The following is a 13,705-nucleotide window of genomic DNA, read 5'->3' as shown; positions in this document are numbered from 1 at the left end:
CGGCGACACTGTCTTGCAACATGGACCTCCTGCAAATATCGATCGCGGCGCCGTTCCTGCTTGCGCTGATGAGCCGGACGCGAAAGGCAATCGCGCCGTGCCTGCTGACGAGCATCATCACCGTGGTGCTCGGCGACGAGCCTCATCGGGCGGTCATGGCCTGGTGCGTCGGCGTGTTGATTGCCGCCGTTGCCCTGCGTGAGCGGCTTCGCGCGAGCTGACCCGGCGCCGTCACGGCGCACTCAGGACCTGTTTGACCAGCGCCTCGCGCAGCGTTGCCAGCTCGCCGCTCGCTTCCATCTGCGCGATCACCTTGCCGACCTTCGGCACCAGATCGCGATGGCGTTCGTGCAAATAATGGTAGATGTGGATGCGCTCCAGCGGTGGCGAGAGCGGGACAATCCTGGCCTGCAGATTGAGTTTCCTCACCGCGACGAGCCCGCTGAAGAGGTCGGTGACCATCACCTCGAAACGGTCGGCGTCGAGCATCCTGATCATGTTCTCGAGGCTGGTGGTCGCGGTGACGCGGGCCATGCCGCGCGTCCCGGCCTCCGAGGAGCCGACGCCGCGGACGATTCCGATGCTGTACTCCCTGATCGAATTCCAGCCGGCGACGTCGAAACGGAGTTTCGTCGCGAAGACCGCCGGCTCGATGTAGTTGATCGCCGGCGTGACCTGAATCAGCGTCGGGTAGTCGCTGGAGAGTGTTCCGATCCGCTGGATCTCGCCATCGACCTCGCCGGCGCTCGACAGCGCCAGCGCGCGCTTGCCGGGGACGTCCTCGAACGCCAGCTTGATATTCAGCTTGGCGTAGACGGCCCGCAGCATCTCGCCGCCGACATATTGATCGGGGATGTCGGCGATCCGCGCCAGCCGGATCAGCTCCTGCGCGTGCGACGGACCGGCGGCGAGCAATGACAGGCAGGCGACGATGATCCGCCACATGACGCGTCTCCTTTGCCCTGCATGGCTACCATTGGATTCGGATGGCCGCGATCCACCTGGGTGGCACCCGCGTGGCGGCCGCACCGCTCGCTTGTCTTGCAGGCGACTGCGGACTTTAGCCAATGTCATTCCAGTACGCGAAGTGATAGTTTGCGCGAGAATCCTGCTGCTGGGCGCAAGACAAGACCCCGCCAAGCCGCCCATGGGCCGGCAGGATCGCCACGCAGGTCGCGTGATGAGAGAATTTCAACTGTCGAATTGCTCGCGGCTGCGACCCGCCGTCCGGAGCAGGGTGCCGCCATTCCGGGGACGTGGTGCATGGCCAACGCAGGCGACGAGGACTCCAAGCGCAGCAGTCGCGCCGGTCCCCCGGCGGCCGCGAAGCAGGATTTGAGCGGGATCGGCGCTGCATTCGCGCCAGGGATGATCGGAGCGCTGCTGTCGCGGATCTTCAACTGGTCGCGCAGCGGCGTCGGGCCGCGCCTGCTGGCCGCCGTGCTGCTGTTCTCCTCGATCGTCACGCTGATGCTGACCGCCCTTCAACTCTACCTCGACTACGACCGCGAGGTCGGCGTCATCGAGACGCGGCTCGACGAGATCGGCCGCAGCACGACCGGCAGCCTCGGCGAGAGCCTGTGGAATCTCGACCAGAACCAGCTCAAGCTCCAGCTCGACGGCATCCTGCGGCTGCCCGACATCCGTGCCGCTGAGGTGCGCGAGGTCGCCGATCGTCCCAATCCGATCCGTGTCGCGGTCGGCGAGCCGAGCACCCGCTCAGCCGTGACACGCGACTATCCGCTGAACTACAGCGTCCAGGGGACGTCACGCCCGATCGGCGTGCTCCATGTCGAGGCGACGCTGGCCGAGGTCTATCAGCAATTGCTGAACCGGGCCCTGGTCATCCTGGCAAGCCAGGCCGCGAAGACCTTTGTCGTCTCGCTGTTCATCATCTACATGTTCCATCTGCTGGTGACGCGGCATCTGGTCGCCATCGCCGAGTTCGTCGGCCAATACAGCCTGTCGCGGCCGCCGCCGCCTTTGCACCTCGAGCGCCGGCCGCCCCGCGATCCCGACGAGCTGGACAAGGTGATCGACGCCTTCAACGCGATGTGCGCGAATCTCGGGCGCGCCTATGGCGAGCTGCGCGAGGCCAACGCAAATCTCGAGCGCGACCTGAATATCCGCCGGCGCGCCGAAGAGGACGCGCGTGCCAGTGAAGAGCGTTTCCGCGACTATGCCGAGACCGCGTCCGACTGGTTCTGGGAGACCGGACCGGATCATCGGTTCACCTACGTATCCGACCGGGCCGGCGCCTTCGGCATGGACAACAAGGCGCTGGTCGGCAAGCACCGCACAGATGCCGCGTCCGACCGCGACGCCGAGCCTGAGAAATGGCGCGCGCACGTGGCGACGCTGGACCGCCACGAGCCGTTCCGGAAGTTCGAGTATCGCGGGCGCGACGTGGTCGGCCGCATGCATCATTTCAACGTCAACGGCCAGCCGATCTTCGCCGCGGACGGACGCTTCATGGGTTATCGCGGGTCGGCCACCGACCTCACGGCGCAGCACGAGGCCGAGGAGCGGCTGCGCCAATCCCAGAAGATGGACGCGATCGGTCAGCTCACCGGCGGCGTCGCTCACGACTTCAACAACGTGCTCACGGTCATCACCGGCACCATCGAGATCATCCAGGAAGGGCTTGCCGACAAGCCCGAGTTCGCCGCGATCGCACAACTGATCGACGATGCGGCGGCGCGCGGCGCCGAGATCACCTCGCAGCTGCTGACCTTCGCGCGCCGCCAGCCGCTGGAGCCCTGCGACATCGACGTCAACGCACTCGTGGTCGAAACGGCGAAGCTGCTCAAGCCGATCCTCGGCGAGCATATCGAGATCGTGACCCGGCTCGCGGACGACGCCTGGTCCGCCATGGCAGATCCGTCGCAGCTCTCGTCCGCGATCGTCAATCTCGCCGTCAATGCGCGTGACGCGATGCCGGGCGGCGGCCGGCTCACGCTGGAGACCGCGAACCGCGAGCTCGACGGCACCAGCGGTGCCGGCGACGGCGACGTCATGCGCGGCGCCTTCGTGATGATCGCGGTGGCCGACACCGGTCACGGTATCCCGGTTGACATCCGCGAGCGCGTGTTCGAGCCGTTCTTCACCACCAAGGGCGTCGGCCGTGGCACCGGGCTTGGGTTGAGTATGGTCTACGGCTTTGCCCGCCAGACCGGCGGCACCGTCGTCATCGAGAGCGAGGAGGGGCGCGGCACGGTGATGCGGCTGTTCCTGCCGCGGTCGAAGGGCGAGGCGCCGGCCAGGACGGCGCCGGTTCAGCCGCCCGCGTCGGCACGCGGGCACGAGACGATCCTCGTGGTCGAGGACGATCCGCTGGTGCAGGGCTATGTCATCGCCCAGCTCGGCACCCTCGGCTATCGCACGCTCGCCGCTAGCGACGGCGCAGCTGCGCTTGCGCTGGTCGACCAAGGCGTCAAATTCGATCTCCTGTTCACGGACATCATCATGCCCGGCGGCATGAACGGACGGGAATTGGCCGAAGCCGTCCGGCTCCGCCGGCCGGGGGCGAGCGTGCTCTACACCTCCGGCTACACCGACGACACCATCGTCCACGAAGGACATCTCGATCCCGGCCTGGCGCTGCTCAGGAAGCCGTACCGGAAATCGGAGCTTTCGCAGAAGATCCGCGAGGTGCTTGCAGGCGAGCCGCCGGCCTGAGCGGAGCTCATCCATGCAGACGCCACCCACGAAAAAGGCGCGGCGGAGAGACCCCGTCGCGCCCGATTTCTTGCTCGCTGGTCCAGGGCTGAGAGCGCCCCGATGCCAGGCCTTTCGTCAAAGCCTAGCGGGCGATCCCAGCGAGGTGACAGCGCTTGAGATAAGACACTGGATCACCTCCTTTCGTTTGGTTTCGGGACTCTGAATATAGGACGAAATCCCGCCGCCGTTAAGGGGCGCCCCGGGGCGGGAACTAGCCTGTCCGCAAGGCGGGAAAGTCCGGTCCGGAGCAGTTGAGACTGCCGCCCGGTCGTGTTAGGGAGCCAGTGATGCGGGTGTAGCTCAATGGTAGAGCAGCAGCCTTCCAAGCTGAATACGAGGGTTCGATTCCCTTCACCCGCTCCAGTCTTTTCAATCACTTATCGGAATTCTTGATTTCCATTCCGACAAGACGGCTGAATCCATTCCGACAAATGTTCACTTTCTGGCCGCCTGCTTGCGCCGCTTGATGCGCTTCATCTGTGCGTCCTGCTTGGCCTCGTCGTCATGGTGAAGGTAGTGCGCCATCGCTTTGGTCGATGACCATTGGCCCTTCTTCATCAGCTGCGTTTCTGTGAGGCCGGACGTGCTCGCCTCGGTGGTCCCGCCATGCCGGCCAAACGACGTGAAGGTCAGCTCAGGACGCAAACCCGCGGCCAGAATGATCTTCTTCGAAATGCGCTCGACCTCAGTCAGCATCTCGCCCTTGCCGCTCCAGGGCAGGCCACTGCCGTCACGACGAAGCATGAGACCGCTCGTGGGGCGCAGCGCCTTCATGGCATCCAGCTCAGCCATCAGCAGGGGATAGAGCGGCTTGTCCTTCTTATCGAACAGCGGTTCCCATGAGCCCGTGCTGGTCTTGTAGTTGATGACATAGACGTGGTTTGGACGGCTGTCCGGACGGTAGTGTTCGGCCATGAACCGGATGAAGATGTGAGCCTTGCGCTGAAGCCATTCCCAGCCGATCAGAACTCCGGTTGCCAACGACGGATAGCCCATCTCGATGGCTGTGGCGCGGAACGCCGCCAGCTCGGCAAAGTTCGCATGCGGCGTTTCGCGCGATGTCGATTGCAGGCCCATCTTCTCGAACGGGTTTCTCGGCGGAAACATGTGAGGGTGCGCCCTTGAGATCGTGTTCCACGCGCCGCGCGCGGTTTTCATGGCGTGGTTTACGGTAGTGCGGCGCTCTATTTGCTCGCCGTCGACGTTTTTGTAGAGCAGCTTCTCAAACAGATTGTCCGCAAACGCGGTGTCGATGCTCGACACCCGCCGCGTGCCTAGACGCCTGCCGTCCTGCAACAGATATTCGCAGATCATCTTGATGCCGGTTTCATGCACGCGACATTGACCAGGACTCAAAGGCTGCAAACGCTTCGCAGTCTTCTGTTTCCACGTCCGACGATACTCGTGAAACATCCAGTCCGGCGTTCCGATCACCACTCCAATGCCCACGGGATTCGTATCATCGCCACCCGTCAGCCAGCTGTCGAACGCAGGCAGCAAGATTTTCTCGGCGCGCTGCACGGCCAGCTCGTAATCGGTGCCAAGCGGTTCGTTCTTGACTGGACATCCTTTCTTGCGTGCCCACGTTGGCACGTCGAAAAAATACGCAAGGCTCCCTTTCTGAAGGCGTTTGCGCCTCGTGTAGCGAGGCAGCGGCAGCGCCGAGCGTCCCATCCTCATCACAGCAACTCCTGGACACCTCCGGATCGTCCTCAGGATCTATTGGAATCGATCTTTCTTCCCGTATCAACACAGAAATGCGTCCGTCAGGCCCAATCTCGACGCGCGCGACTTTGCCACCACTGTCGAGGACACTTCTAACAGCGCGCTTAATGTCTGATTCAGTAAATCGGACTCTCGACATCCAAGCCGGTGGGTGCGGAAGCGAAGGCGCAGTTGGTAGTTCATTCAATCATGACCCGCAGTGATCGCTCCACTGAAAGTAGAAGAAGCTTGGTGCATGGTGGGGCACCTGAAGGGTTCTAGATTCGAAGTAAGCAAGAGCAATCGCAGGAGAGGCTAACGATCATATTTCGTTGAGATAGTAAAAGCGGTGAAGTGAGGTTGGACCTGGTCGCTGTTGCATGGCTGAAGCTCGCCTAAGCTTCCCAATGATGGATTGGAGCGAGAGTTTAATTCTTTCAGTTGGTTAGAGGGTCGCGTGTGCACGACGTGTGCGCCGGGAGATCAAGAAGAATCGTTCGTGAGCAAGCGTGGGCGGTCGCTCTTTGGAGTGATGCGGGTGGTGAGCGAGCGAGCCTTAAGGGCTAATGATGCTTGTCACCAACGAGATCTCTGTTCGGCTTACCGTCGTCGCGGCCATTTGCGGCGAAGACAAAAATGGCGTCGGGGGTTCGAGTCGCTCCCCCGCTTCCAAGGGCCGCGGATTTCACGCGTCAAACTGCGATGTCCTGCGATCTTGTACGTTCGATAGTGACGATCCGAGGCGGCGCTGGCGCTCGAGCGTCAAGCCGCACAGATCGACTAGTGATATTGCCACGCGGAGGTGAGATCGGCTCGACTCGCTGCGAAGGATTGGCCGTCAATGGGGGCGCGTTCTTCACGATAGGAACTTTCAGCGCAGCATCCGCCGGAAGGCGGGCGTGTGAGGCCTTCTCCCAGCGCGTACCGGCCGCGCGGGCGGTGACGGCTGAGCTGAGCGGCCCTGGAGCGGCGCCGGTCATGCGCGGGCCGTCTCGCCGGCCCATGCCTGCGCCGGCGCCGACACTCCGGGCAGGTCCAAGAGATTGATGGCGCGGCAGGCGATCTGGTCGACCACCTCAGCCAGAGACCGCGGCTTGAGATAGAACGCCGGTAGCGGTGGCGCGACGATTGCACCGCTTTCAGTCACCTGCGCCATCGTGCGAAGATGGCCGAGATGCAGCGGGCTTTCACGCGCCAGGAGCACCAAGCGGCGCCGCTCCTTCAGCTGCACGTCGGCAGCGCGTACCAGCAGATTGTCGAGTTGCCCCCAGGCGATGGCGGAGAGCGTACGGATCGAGCAGGGGGCCACGATCATCCCGCGAGTCGGAAACGAGCCGCTGGCGATGCAGCTACCGATGTCATGGTGAGCATGGCAACGAAAGGCCAGGCCGCGCAGACGCGCCGGCGCGTTGGCGTGCACCTCCTCGGCAAGCGTGCGCTCCGCTGCCGGCGAGATCACGAGGTGGAGGGCGCAACGCGGATCTTCCGCGAGCCGTTCGACAATGCGTGCGCCGATTGCAGCGCCTGAGGCCCCGCTGATGCCGACGATGACGCCCAGCCGCTCGCTCATGCCAATTCCCGTGCGACGTCCGTGAGGCCGAGGCGCGACCACATTGCATCGACCCGCGCGATCACGTCGGGATCCATCGCGAGCGGTTCGCCCCAGAGCCGTTCTGTCTCCGGCGGGATTTTTGTGGTGGCATCGATGCCGAGCTTGCCACCGAGTCCGGATTTTGGAGAAGCAAAGTCGAGATAGTCGATCGGCGTGTCGGTCAGCGTCACCAGGTCGCGCGAGCTGTCACTGCGAGTCGAGACCGCCCACATCACCGCGCGCCAGTCGCGAATGTCGATATCGTCGTCGACCACGATCAGCAACTTCGTATAGCTGAACTGCGGGAGCATCGACCACAGGCCGAGCATCAGCCGTCGCGCCTGGCCGGGATAGCGCTTCTTGATCGCCGCAATCGCGATGCGATATGAGCAGGCCTCCGGCGGCAGAAAACAGTCGACCACTTCGGGAAATTGCTGCCGGATCAGCGGCACGAACAGTCGGTTCAGCGCCTCGCCGATCCGCGATGGCTCGTCCGGCGGGCGGCCGGTAAAGGTCGAGAGATAGATCGGTTGGCGCCGGCCGGTCACGGCGGTGACGCGCATGACCGGAAAGTCATCGACCGAGTTGTAGTAGCCGGTGTGATCGCCGTAGGGGCCCTCGGGCGCCGTTTCGGTTGCCGAAACAAAACCCTCGATCACGATCTCGGCTGCGGCCGGGACCGCGAGAGGCACGGTCAGGCATGGCGTCAGGTCTGGCCGCTCGCCGCGCAGGATTCCGGCGAAGCGCAGCTCGGAGATCGTCTCGGGCAGCGGCAGCACGGAAGCGAGGATGGTCGCGGGATCGGCGCCGATGACGACCGCCACCGGCATGTCGCGGCCGAGTGCTTTCCACTCGCGGAGATGGCGTGCGCCGCCGCGGTGAGCGAGCCAGCGGATAATGGCGCGGTCGCGGCCGAGCACCTGGATACGGTAGACGCCGACATTCTCTTCCTGATCGGCGGCTGCCGATTCCGGTGGCACCGTGATGACCAGCGGCCAGGTGATCAGCGGCGCGGGTTCGCCCGGCCAGCAGATCTGCACCGGCAGCCTGCCGAGGTCGATGTCGCCGCCCATGGCGACGCAGTCGTGGACCGGCGCGGCTGCGCGCGTGCGGGGCCGGGTCGCGAGCGCAGCGCGCGCCAGCGGAAGCTTGTCCCAGGCATCCCGCAGTCCGTGCGGCGGGCGCGGCGCGCGCAGTTCGGCCATCAGCGTGCCGAGCTCATCGAGGCGATCCGGCGTAATTCCCATACCCCACGCGATGCGTTCGACCGAGCCGAAGACGTTGGTGAGAAGCGGCATCTCGGACGGCGTGCCGTCAGCCTTGATCGGCTGCTCGAACAATAGTGCATGCCCGTGCTCGCCAAGCACCCGGCGGTGGATTTCGGTGATCTCATGGACCACCGAGACTCTCTCGCGAATACGTCGCAACTGCCCCTTGCTCTCGATGAAGCGCAGGAAGTCGGACAATTCTCGAAAGCGCGGGACGTCACGATGCAAGTGAACGAACTCCTCAAGAATAGGTAGAGCTAGCCGGGATGATCTTTGCCTTCATTGTTCCGGCTCAAATACATCCGCGTGCAATCCGTCCAGATGTGGTCCCATGAATGATCCGTCCGTTGCGCCGTCCGGCCCTTTGCCGGTCATCCCGCCGCTTGTCGCTGTCGCGATGCGTCCTTTGCCGCTGCTACCACTGCAGCTCGTCCTCTCAGGCTTCCTGCAGCGGATCTGGCGGCGCAATCCCGCGATCTTCGATCGGCTTGGCGAGCATTCGCGAGCGCGGTTCGGCATCAGGCCAACCGACCTGCCGTTCGCCTTCGTCGTCGAGGCGCCGCCGCCACGGCTTACGGTGGTGCGCGACCTGTCGCGCGACCTGGATGCGCGCATCTGCGCCTCGCTCGCCAATCTGCTGGCTCTGCTCGAAGGTAAGGTCGACGGTGACGCACTGATGTTCTCGCGCGAGCTCGTGATCGAGGGCGATATCGAGGCGGTGCTCGCGTTGCGCAATGCGATCGACGACGCGCAGCTCGATCTCGCGGCGGAGCTGTCCTCGTTGCTCGGCCCTCTGGGTGGCACTGCAAAGCGCGTGCTGGAGGCGGCGCGCGACAGCCTGATCGGCGGATCGCGGAGGCCGTTCAAATGATGGAGCTGATCTGCCCCGCCGGTACCCCGGCCGCGTTGAAGAGGGCCATCGATGCCGGCGCTGATGCGGTCTATTGCGGATTCAACGACGAAACCAATGCGCGTAACTTTCCGGGCTTGAATTTCAGTCGCGACGAGCTGCGCAAGGGGATCGCGCTCGCGCATAGAAGCGACGCGAAGGTGCTGGTTGCCATCAACACCTTTCCGCGTGCTTCCAGTGTCGAGCTGTGGCAGCGCGCTGTGGACGATGCGGTGAGCGCCGACGCCGATGCGTTGATCCTCGCCGACATCGGCCTGATGGACTACACGGCGAGGCGCCATCCAAACCAGCGTCTGCATGTCTCGGTGCAGGCGGCAGCCGCAAACCCGGACGCCATCGCCTTCTATGTCGAGACCTTTGGCGCCCGCCGCGTGGTGCTGCCCCGCGTCCTCAGCGTGCCGGAGATCGCGGAGATCGCGCGCGAGGCGGCTTGCGAGACCGAGGTCTTCGTGTTTGGCGGCCTCTGTGTGATGGCGGAAGGACGCTGCTCGCTGTCCTCCTATGCCACCGGCAAGTCACCGAACATGCAGGGCGTCTGCTCGCCCGCAAGCCACGTGGCCTACGAGCAGACGCTGCAGGGGACGACGTCGCGGCTGGGCGGCTTCACCATCAACCGGTTCGAACCCAGCGAGCCGGCCGGCTATCCGACGCTGTGCAAGGGGCGCTTTTCGACGGAGCAGGGTACCGGCTACATCTTTGAAGATCCAGTCAGCCTGGATGCCACGACCCTGCTCAAGGGTTTGAGCGATGCCGGCGTCACCGCGCTCAAGATCGAGGGACGGCAGCGCGGGCGCGCTTATGTCGAAAGCGTGGTGCGCCATTTCCGCGCGGTGCTCGACGCGCTCGCGAGCGGGCGCGAGGCCGACATTGCCAGCCTGAAACCGTTCACTGAAGGCCAGGCGAGCACGCTGGGAGCCTATCGCAAGACCTGGCGATAACTTGGTGATGACCAGTTCGACTGCATGTAAGGAAGATTCCGATGCAACTCGGCCTCGGCCCAATCCTCTATAACTGGGCGCCGGAACGCTGGCGCGACTTCTATTTCCGGATGGCCGACGAGGCGCCGGTCGACGTCGTCTCGGTCGGTGAGATCGTCTGCTCGAAACGCTCGCCCTTCTTCGCGGACCATCTGCCTTCCGTCATCGAGCGATTGAAAAGCGCCGGCAAACAGGTGCTCCTGGGCTCCCTGATCCTGGTGTCGCAGCGGCGCGAGCGGCGCGAGACGGAGGAGCTCGCCGCAGTGAACGACGACCTGGTCGAGGTGAACGATCTGACGTGTCTCAAGGCCTTGGCCGGCCGCCCACATGCGATCGGGCCCTTCGTTAACATCTACAATGAGGCGGCCGCGGCCTTTCACGCTGCGCGCGGGGCCGCGCGCATCTGTCTGCCTCCGGAATTGCCGCTGTCCTCGGTTGCGGCGATCGCGGCCGCGCTTCCAAACGCCGCGATCGAGGTCTTCGCATTCGGCCGTGTGCCGCTTGCGATCTCCGCGCGCTGCTACCACGCGCGCGTGCATAAGCTCGCCAAGGACAATTGCCGCTTCGTCTGCGAGAAGGACGCGGATGGCCTCGCCGTGAAGACGCTGGAGCGGCAGGATTTCCTGACCATCAACGGCGTCCAGACCCTGTCATTCACGTGTATGAATCTTCTCGGCGACATCGGCGCGCTGCGTAAGGCCGAGGTCGGCTCGCTGCGCCTGTCGCCGCAAGATTGCGACATGGTCGCGGTCGCCGAAACCTTTCGGGACGTGCTGGACGGCCGCGAGGACGCCGAAGGCGGCAGCCGGCGCCTCGCCGCGCTCTATCCGAAAGTCCCGTTCTCCAATGGATTTCTCCATGGATCGCCCGGATTCTCGTATCTCGTGCAATGATCGCGAGCGGTACGCAGACGGTCTCTGCCTGAGCGCAATTTGTGCGCTGGGGGAGCTAAAGGCCGCGTCGAGCAGTCACCGAGACGTGACGCCGGACACCTCGCTGAAGTTTGCGTCCGGACAAAGAGACTCTGCCTTCCCCTTCCTTATCCTGGTGCGCAAGAATTCCAGGAACAGACCCATGGGCGGCCGCCGTTCCTCACGTTGAGGGGGGCGGGAGTGCGCGGACCTGTGTGGCAGAGAGCAACCGGCTAGGCGATGATCGGCAGCAGCGTATCCAGATGGACCATGAGCTACTTCGCGGTCGCGATCGCCTGGTTGTTCACGGCCGAGGCCCTGATGGTCGCCGGTTTCGGCTTTCCGGCGGCCGACATCGCGGCTCCCGAAACCCTCGTCCTCGTCCACATCGTCGCGATCGGCTGGCTCAGCATGTGTATCTGCGGCGCGCTCCTGCAGTTCGTGCCGGTCCTGGTCGGCAAGGCACTTTTCTCGGAAGCCGGAGCGCTGCCCGCACTCAGCCTGCTCGCCGCCGGGCTGACCGCGCTTGTGCTGGGCTTTCTGACGCTCGGCGGGCGGCTTCCGCCCTGGTTGTGGCTGCTTCCGGTCGGCGCGACCCTGCTGGTCTCAGGTTTCGGCCTGCTTGCCGCGAACCTGGTCCTGACCATGTGGCGCGCCCGGCCGCTGGCTTTCGCGGCACGTTTCGTCCTCATCGGTCTCGCTGCTCTTGGTGCCACGGCCGCGCTCGGCGTTTGCTTTGCCCTGGCGCTGGCGGGCTATGGCGGCACGCCCCTTGATGCCGTCCTGCAGGCCGGCGTTCCCCTGCACGCGATCGCAGGCCTCGGCGGTTGGCTCACGCTGACCGCGATGGGCGTCAGCTATCGCCTGCTCGCGATGTTCATGTTGTCGTCGGACGTGGATGACCGGCGAAGCCGTGCGACCATGCTCGCCGGCGCAGGGACGCTTGGTCTTGCGGTTGCCGGAGGACTCGTCGCGATCGTGATGCAGGCCGGTCTTGACCTGGTGCTGGCGCTGACTGCTGTTTGTGGCGTGGCGACCGTTGCTCTGTACGGCCGGGATGTCGTCGAACTCTATCGGAAGCGCAAGCGACGAACGCTTGAGTTGAACACCTCCATGGCCGTGTATGCGTTGGCCAGCCTCGCGGCTTCGGTCGTGTTGGGACTCGCGCTTGCCGCGAGCAAATCCATTGTCGCCAATGTGGGTGCATTCGTCTTCCTGATCGCGTTCGGCTGGTTGTCCGGACTCGTCCTTGCCAAGCTCTACAAGATCGTGGCGTTCCTGACCTGGCTCGAAACGTACGGTCCCGTGATGGGCCGCGTGCCGACCCCTCGCGTTCAGGACCTCGTGGTCGAGCCCCGAGCGGCGAAATGGTTCGTGGGCTATTTTGTGTCTGTCTGGGTCGCCACCGCCCTGCTGCTCGCAGGTGAATATTCCGCGTTTCGCGTCGCGGCGTTTGGCATGATGGTGGCGACAGCGGGCATCGTGCAGGAACTCCTGCGCGTGCGAAGGCTTGCCGATGTAACCACGCGCGTGCGATTGCCCCAGGGCGCCAAACTGCCGCGACTCTTGCATTCCGGAAGCTAGGGAAACTCAAAAGGGGAAACAGAGATGACCGAGTACCTCGAAGTCGATGTCCGTCCCATCCTGCGGGCCGGCGGGGAACCCTTCTCCATGATCATGGCCGCGGTGGAAAGCGTGCAGCCGGGTCACGGCATCCGGCTGTACGCCCCCTTCAAGCCCGTGCCCTTGTTCGACGTGATGGCCAACAAGGGCTTTGCACATTCTACGACGGAAATCGGGAGCGGCGAGTGGCAGATCTTGTTCACGCCGATGGACACGCCCCCTTCCGTTCTCGCGCCGACGGCGCAGGCCAGCGATAAGTGGCAGGAATCGAAGGTCCGGCTCGACACCAGGGAGCTCGATCCGCCGGAGCCGATGGTGAAGATTTTGGCCGCGGCCGAGAAGCTCGGGCCCGGTGAAACGCTGACGGCGTTCCTCGGCCGCGAGCCGGTGTTCCTTTTTCCGCAACTCGAGAAGAGAGGCTACAACTGGCTCGGCGGGTTTCTGCCTGATGGCGTGACCTACGAATTGACCGTGAGGGCGCCGTCATGAGCTGCGATCTCGTCGCACGAATCAAGGATGCCTTGCGTGTCGTCATCGATCCCGAGCTTGGCGCGAATATCGTCGATCTCGGCTTCGTCTATGATATTTCCGTGGCTGATGGCGCCGTGCGTATCACGATGACCGCCACCACGCCGGGCTGCCCGGCCTCGGGCTTCCTGAAGGAGGGTGTCGCACGCAGCGCCTCACAGGTGCCCGGGATTCAGACGGTTGACGTCCTCATGACGTTCGAGCCGGCCTGGGATCCATCCATGATGTCCGCCGAAGCGAAAACAAGCCTCGGCTTCGCGCCCGTTCATTGAGACGCTGGTAAGCCGAAGTTTGTCCTGAGACAAGGCGGTGGAGCCATTCCCAATCCACAAGGGAGGCAACGTTCGGCAGATATCCCTGGAGTGTGGAATGAGCGGCCTAGTACCCACTTTTCTTGGAACGTGAGTCGTGATTCAAGATATGGATGATCCCTGAAGCAAGAGAAGTCCGCCTTTCGCGGAAAGATCGCACGG

General features: G+C 64.1%; 12 protein-coding genes and 1 tRNA gene. 9 read left to right on the top strand and 4 right to left on the bottom strand.

Features of this window, described 5'->3' with window-relative positions; translation table 11 throughout:
* Nucleotides 1-20 precede the first annotated feature (20 nt).
* Nucleotides 21-221 carry a hypothetical protein gene (locus tag ABIB95_RS07780; protein ID WP_354238502.1) on the top strand — a complete coding sequence of 67 codons (201 nt, stop codon included), beginning with the start codon at nucleotides 21-23 and terminating at the stop codon, nucleotides 219-221.
* 10 nt (nucleotides 222-231) lie between these two features.
* Here ABIB95_RS07780 and ABIB95_RS07775 read toward each other — a convergent pair whose 3' ends face one another.
* Nucleotides 232-945: a substrate-binding periplasmic protein gene (locus ABIB95_RS07775; RefSeq protein ID WP_354238500.1), complete on the bottom strand. Its 714-nt coding sequence runs from the start codon at nucleotides 943-945 to the stop codon at nucleotides 232-234.
* Between the two features lie 318 nt (nucleotides 946-1,263).
* On the opposite strand from ABIB95_RS07775, the gene ABIB95_RS07770 reads away from it, so the two are divergent.
* Nucleotides 1,264-3,678, top strand: coding sequence for an ATP-binding protein (locus ABIB95_RS07770; protein WP_354238498.1), 2,415 nt, complete (start codon nucleotides 1,264-1,266; stop codon nucleotides 3,676-3,678).
* Between the two features lie 331 nt (nucleotides 3,679-4,009).
* A tRNA-Gly gene (locus tag ABIB95_RS07765) sits at nucleotides 4,010-4,083 on the top strand.
* Between the two features lie 72 nt (nucleotides 4,084-4,155).
* On the opposite strand, the gene ABIB95_RS07760 is transcribed toward ABIB95_RS07765, so the two are convergent.
* The 3 genes from ABIB95_RS07760 to ABIB95_RS07750 form a co-directional block, all read right to left on the bottom strand.
* Nucleotides 4,156-5,400 carry a hypothetical protein gene (locus tag ABIB95_RS07760; protein WP_354238496.1) on the bottom strand — a complete coding sequence of 415 codons (1,245 nt, stop codon included), beginning with the start codon at nucleotides 5,398-5,400 and terminating at the stop codon, nucleotides 4,156-4,158.
* 1,000 nt (nucleotides 5,401-6,400) lie between these two features.
* Nucleotides 6,401-6,994: a UbiX family flavin prenyltransferase gene (locus tag ABIB95_RS07755; protein WP_354238494.1), complete on the bottom strand. Its 594-nt coding sequence runs from the start codon at nucleotides 6,992-6,994 to the stop codon at nucleotides 6,401-6,403.
* Entirely contained in the window at nucleotides 6,991-8,511 is a 1,521-nt protein-coding gene (locus tag ABIB95_RS07750) for a UbiD family decarboxylase (RefSeq protein ID WP_354238492.1), read from the bottom strand. The genes ABIB95_RS07755 and ABIB95_RS07750 overlap by 4 nt, the downstream gene beginning before the upstream one ends.
* A 103-nt stretch (nucleotides 8,512-8,614) precedes the next feature.
* On the opposite strand from ABIB95_RS07750, the gene ubiT reads away from it, so the two are divergent.
* From ubiT to ABIB95_RS07720, 6 genes are all read left to right on the top strand, one after another.
* Entirely contained in the window at nucleotides 8,615-9,154 is a 540-nt protein-coding gene (gene ubiT / locus ABIB95_RS07745) for a ubiquinone anaerobic biosynthesis accessory factor UbiT (RefSeq protein ID WP_354238490.1), read from the top strand.
* Nucleotides 9,154-10,131, top strand: a complete 978-nt coding sequence (gene ubiU, locus ABIB95_RS07740) for a ubiquinone anaerobic biosynthesis protein UbiU (RefSeq protein WP_354239083.1) — start codon at nucleotides 9,154-9,156, stop codon at nucleotides 10,129-10,131. Before ubiT ends, ubiU begins: the two co-directional genes overlap by 1 nt.
* A 41-nt stretch (nucleotides 10,132-10,172) precedes the next feature.
* Nucleotides 10,173-11,063, top strand: coding sequence for a ubiquinone anaerobic biosynthesis protein UbiV (ubiV, locus tag ABIB95_RS07735; RefSeq protein ID WP_354238488.1), 891 nt, complete (start codon nucleotides 10,173-10,175; stop codon nucleotides 11,061-11,063).
* A 288-nt stretch (nucleotides 11,064-11,351) separates the two neighbouring features.
* Complete coding sequence (locus ABIB95_RS07730; protein WP_354238486.1) at nucleotides 11,352-12,665, top strand: hypothetical protein; 1,314 nt, start codon at nucleotides 11,352-11,354, stop codon at nucleotides 12,663-12,665.
* 24 nt (nucleotides 12,666-12,689) lie between these two features.
* Entirely contained in the window at nucleotides 12,690-13,193 is a 504-nt protein-coding gene (locus tag ABIB95_RS07725) for a DUF2249 domain-containing protein (RefSeq protein ID WP_354238484.1), read from the top strand.
* Complete coding sequence (locus ABIB95_RS07720; protein ID WP_354238482.1) at nucleotides 13,190-13,504, top strand: metal-sulfur cluster assembly factor; 315 nt, start codon at nucleotides 13,190-13,192, stop codon at nucleotides 13,502-13,504. Before ABIB95_RS07725 ends, ABIB95_RS07720 begins: the two co-directional genes overlap by 4 nt.
* Nucleotides 13,505-13,705: the final 201 nt, after the last annotated feature.

The sequence above is a fragment of the Bradyrhizobium sp. LA2.1 genome (assembly GCF_040547725.1).
GTDB lineage: Bacteria > Pseudomonadota > Alphaproteobacteria > Rhizobiales > Xanthobacteraceae > Bradyrhizobium > Bradyrhizobium barranii.
This window is presented reverse-complemented; position numbering and strand designations above follow the sequence as displayed.

Bases quoted from the DNA above. Each gene is read 5' to 3' on its own strand.
- ABIB95_RS07780 (WP_354238502.1), top strand. From the start codon at position 21: ATGGACCTCCTGCAAATATCGATCGCGGCGCCGTTCCTGCTTGCGCTG.
- ABIB95_RS07775 (WP_354238500.1), bottom strand. From the start codon at position 945: ATGTGGCGGATCATCGTCGCCTGCCTGTCATTGCTCGCCGCCGGTCCG.
- ABIB95_RS07770 (WP_354238498.1), top strand. From the start codon at position 1,264: ATGGCCAACGCAGGCGACGAGGACTCCAAGCGCAGCAGTCGCGCCGGT.
- ABIB95_RS07760 (WP_354238496.1), bottom strand. From the start codon at position 5,400: ATGAGGATGGGACGCTCGGCGCTGCCGCTGCCTCGCTACACGAGGCGC.
- ABIB95_RS07755 (WP_354238494.1), bottom strand. From the start codon at position 6,994: ATGAGCGAGCGGCTGGGCGTCATCGTCGGCATCAGCGGGGCCTCAGGC.
- ubiT (WP_354238490.1), top strand. From the start codon at position 8,615: ATGAATGATCCGTCCGTTGCGCCGTCCGGCCCTTTGCCGGTCATCCCG.
- ubiU (WP_354239083.1), top strand. From the start codon at position 9,154: ATGGAGCTGATCTGCCCCGCCGGTACCCCGGCCGCGTTGAAGAGGGCC.
- ubiV (WP_354238488.1), top strand. From the start codon at position 10,173: ATGCAACTCGGCCTCGGCCCAATCCTCTATAACTGGGCGCCGGAACGC.
- ABIB95_RS07730 (WP_354238486.1), top strand. From the start codon at position 11,352: ATGAGCTACTTCGCGGTCGCGATCGCCTGGTTGTTCACGGCCGAGGCC.
- ABIB95_RS07725 (WP_354238484.1), top strand. From the start codon at position 12,690: ATGACCGAGTACCTCGAAGTCGATGTCCGTCCCATCCTGCGGGCCGGC.
- ABIB95_RS07720 (WP_354238482.1), top strand. From the start codon at position 13,190: ATGAGCTGCGATCTCGTCGCACGAATCAAGGATGCCTTGCGTGTCGTC.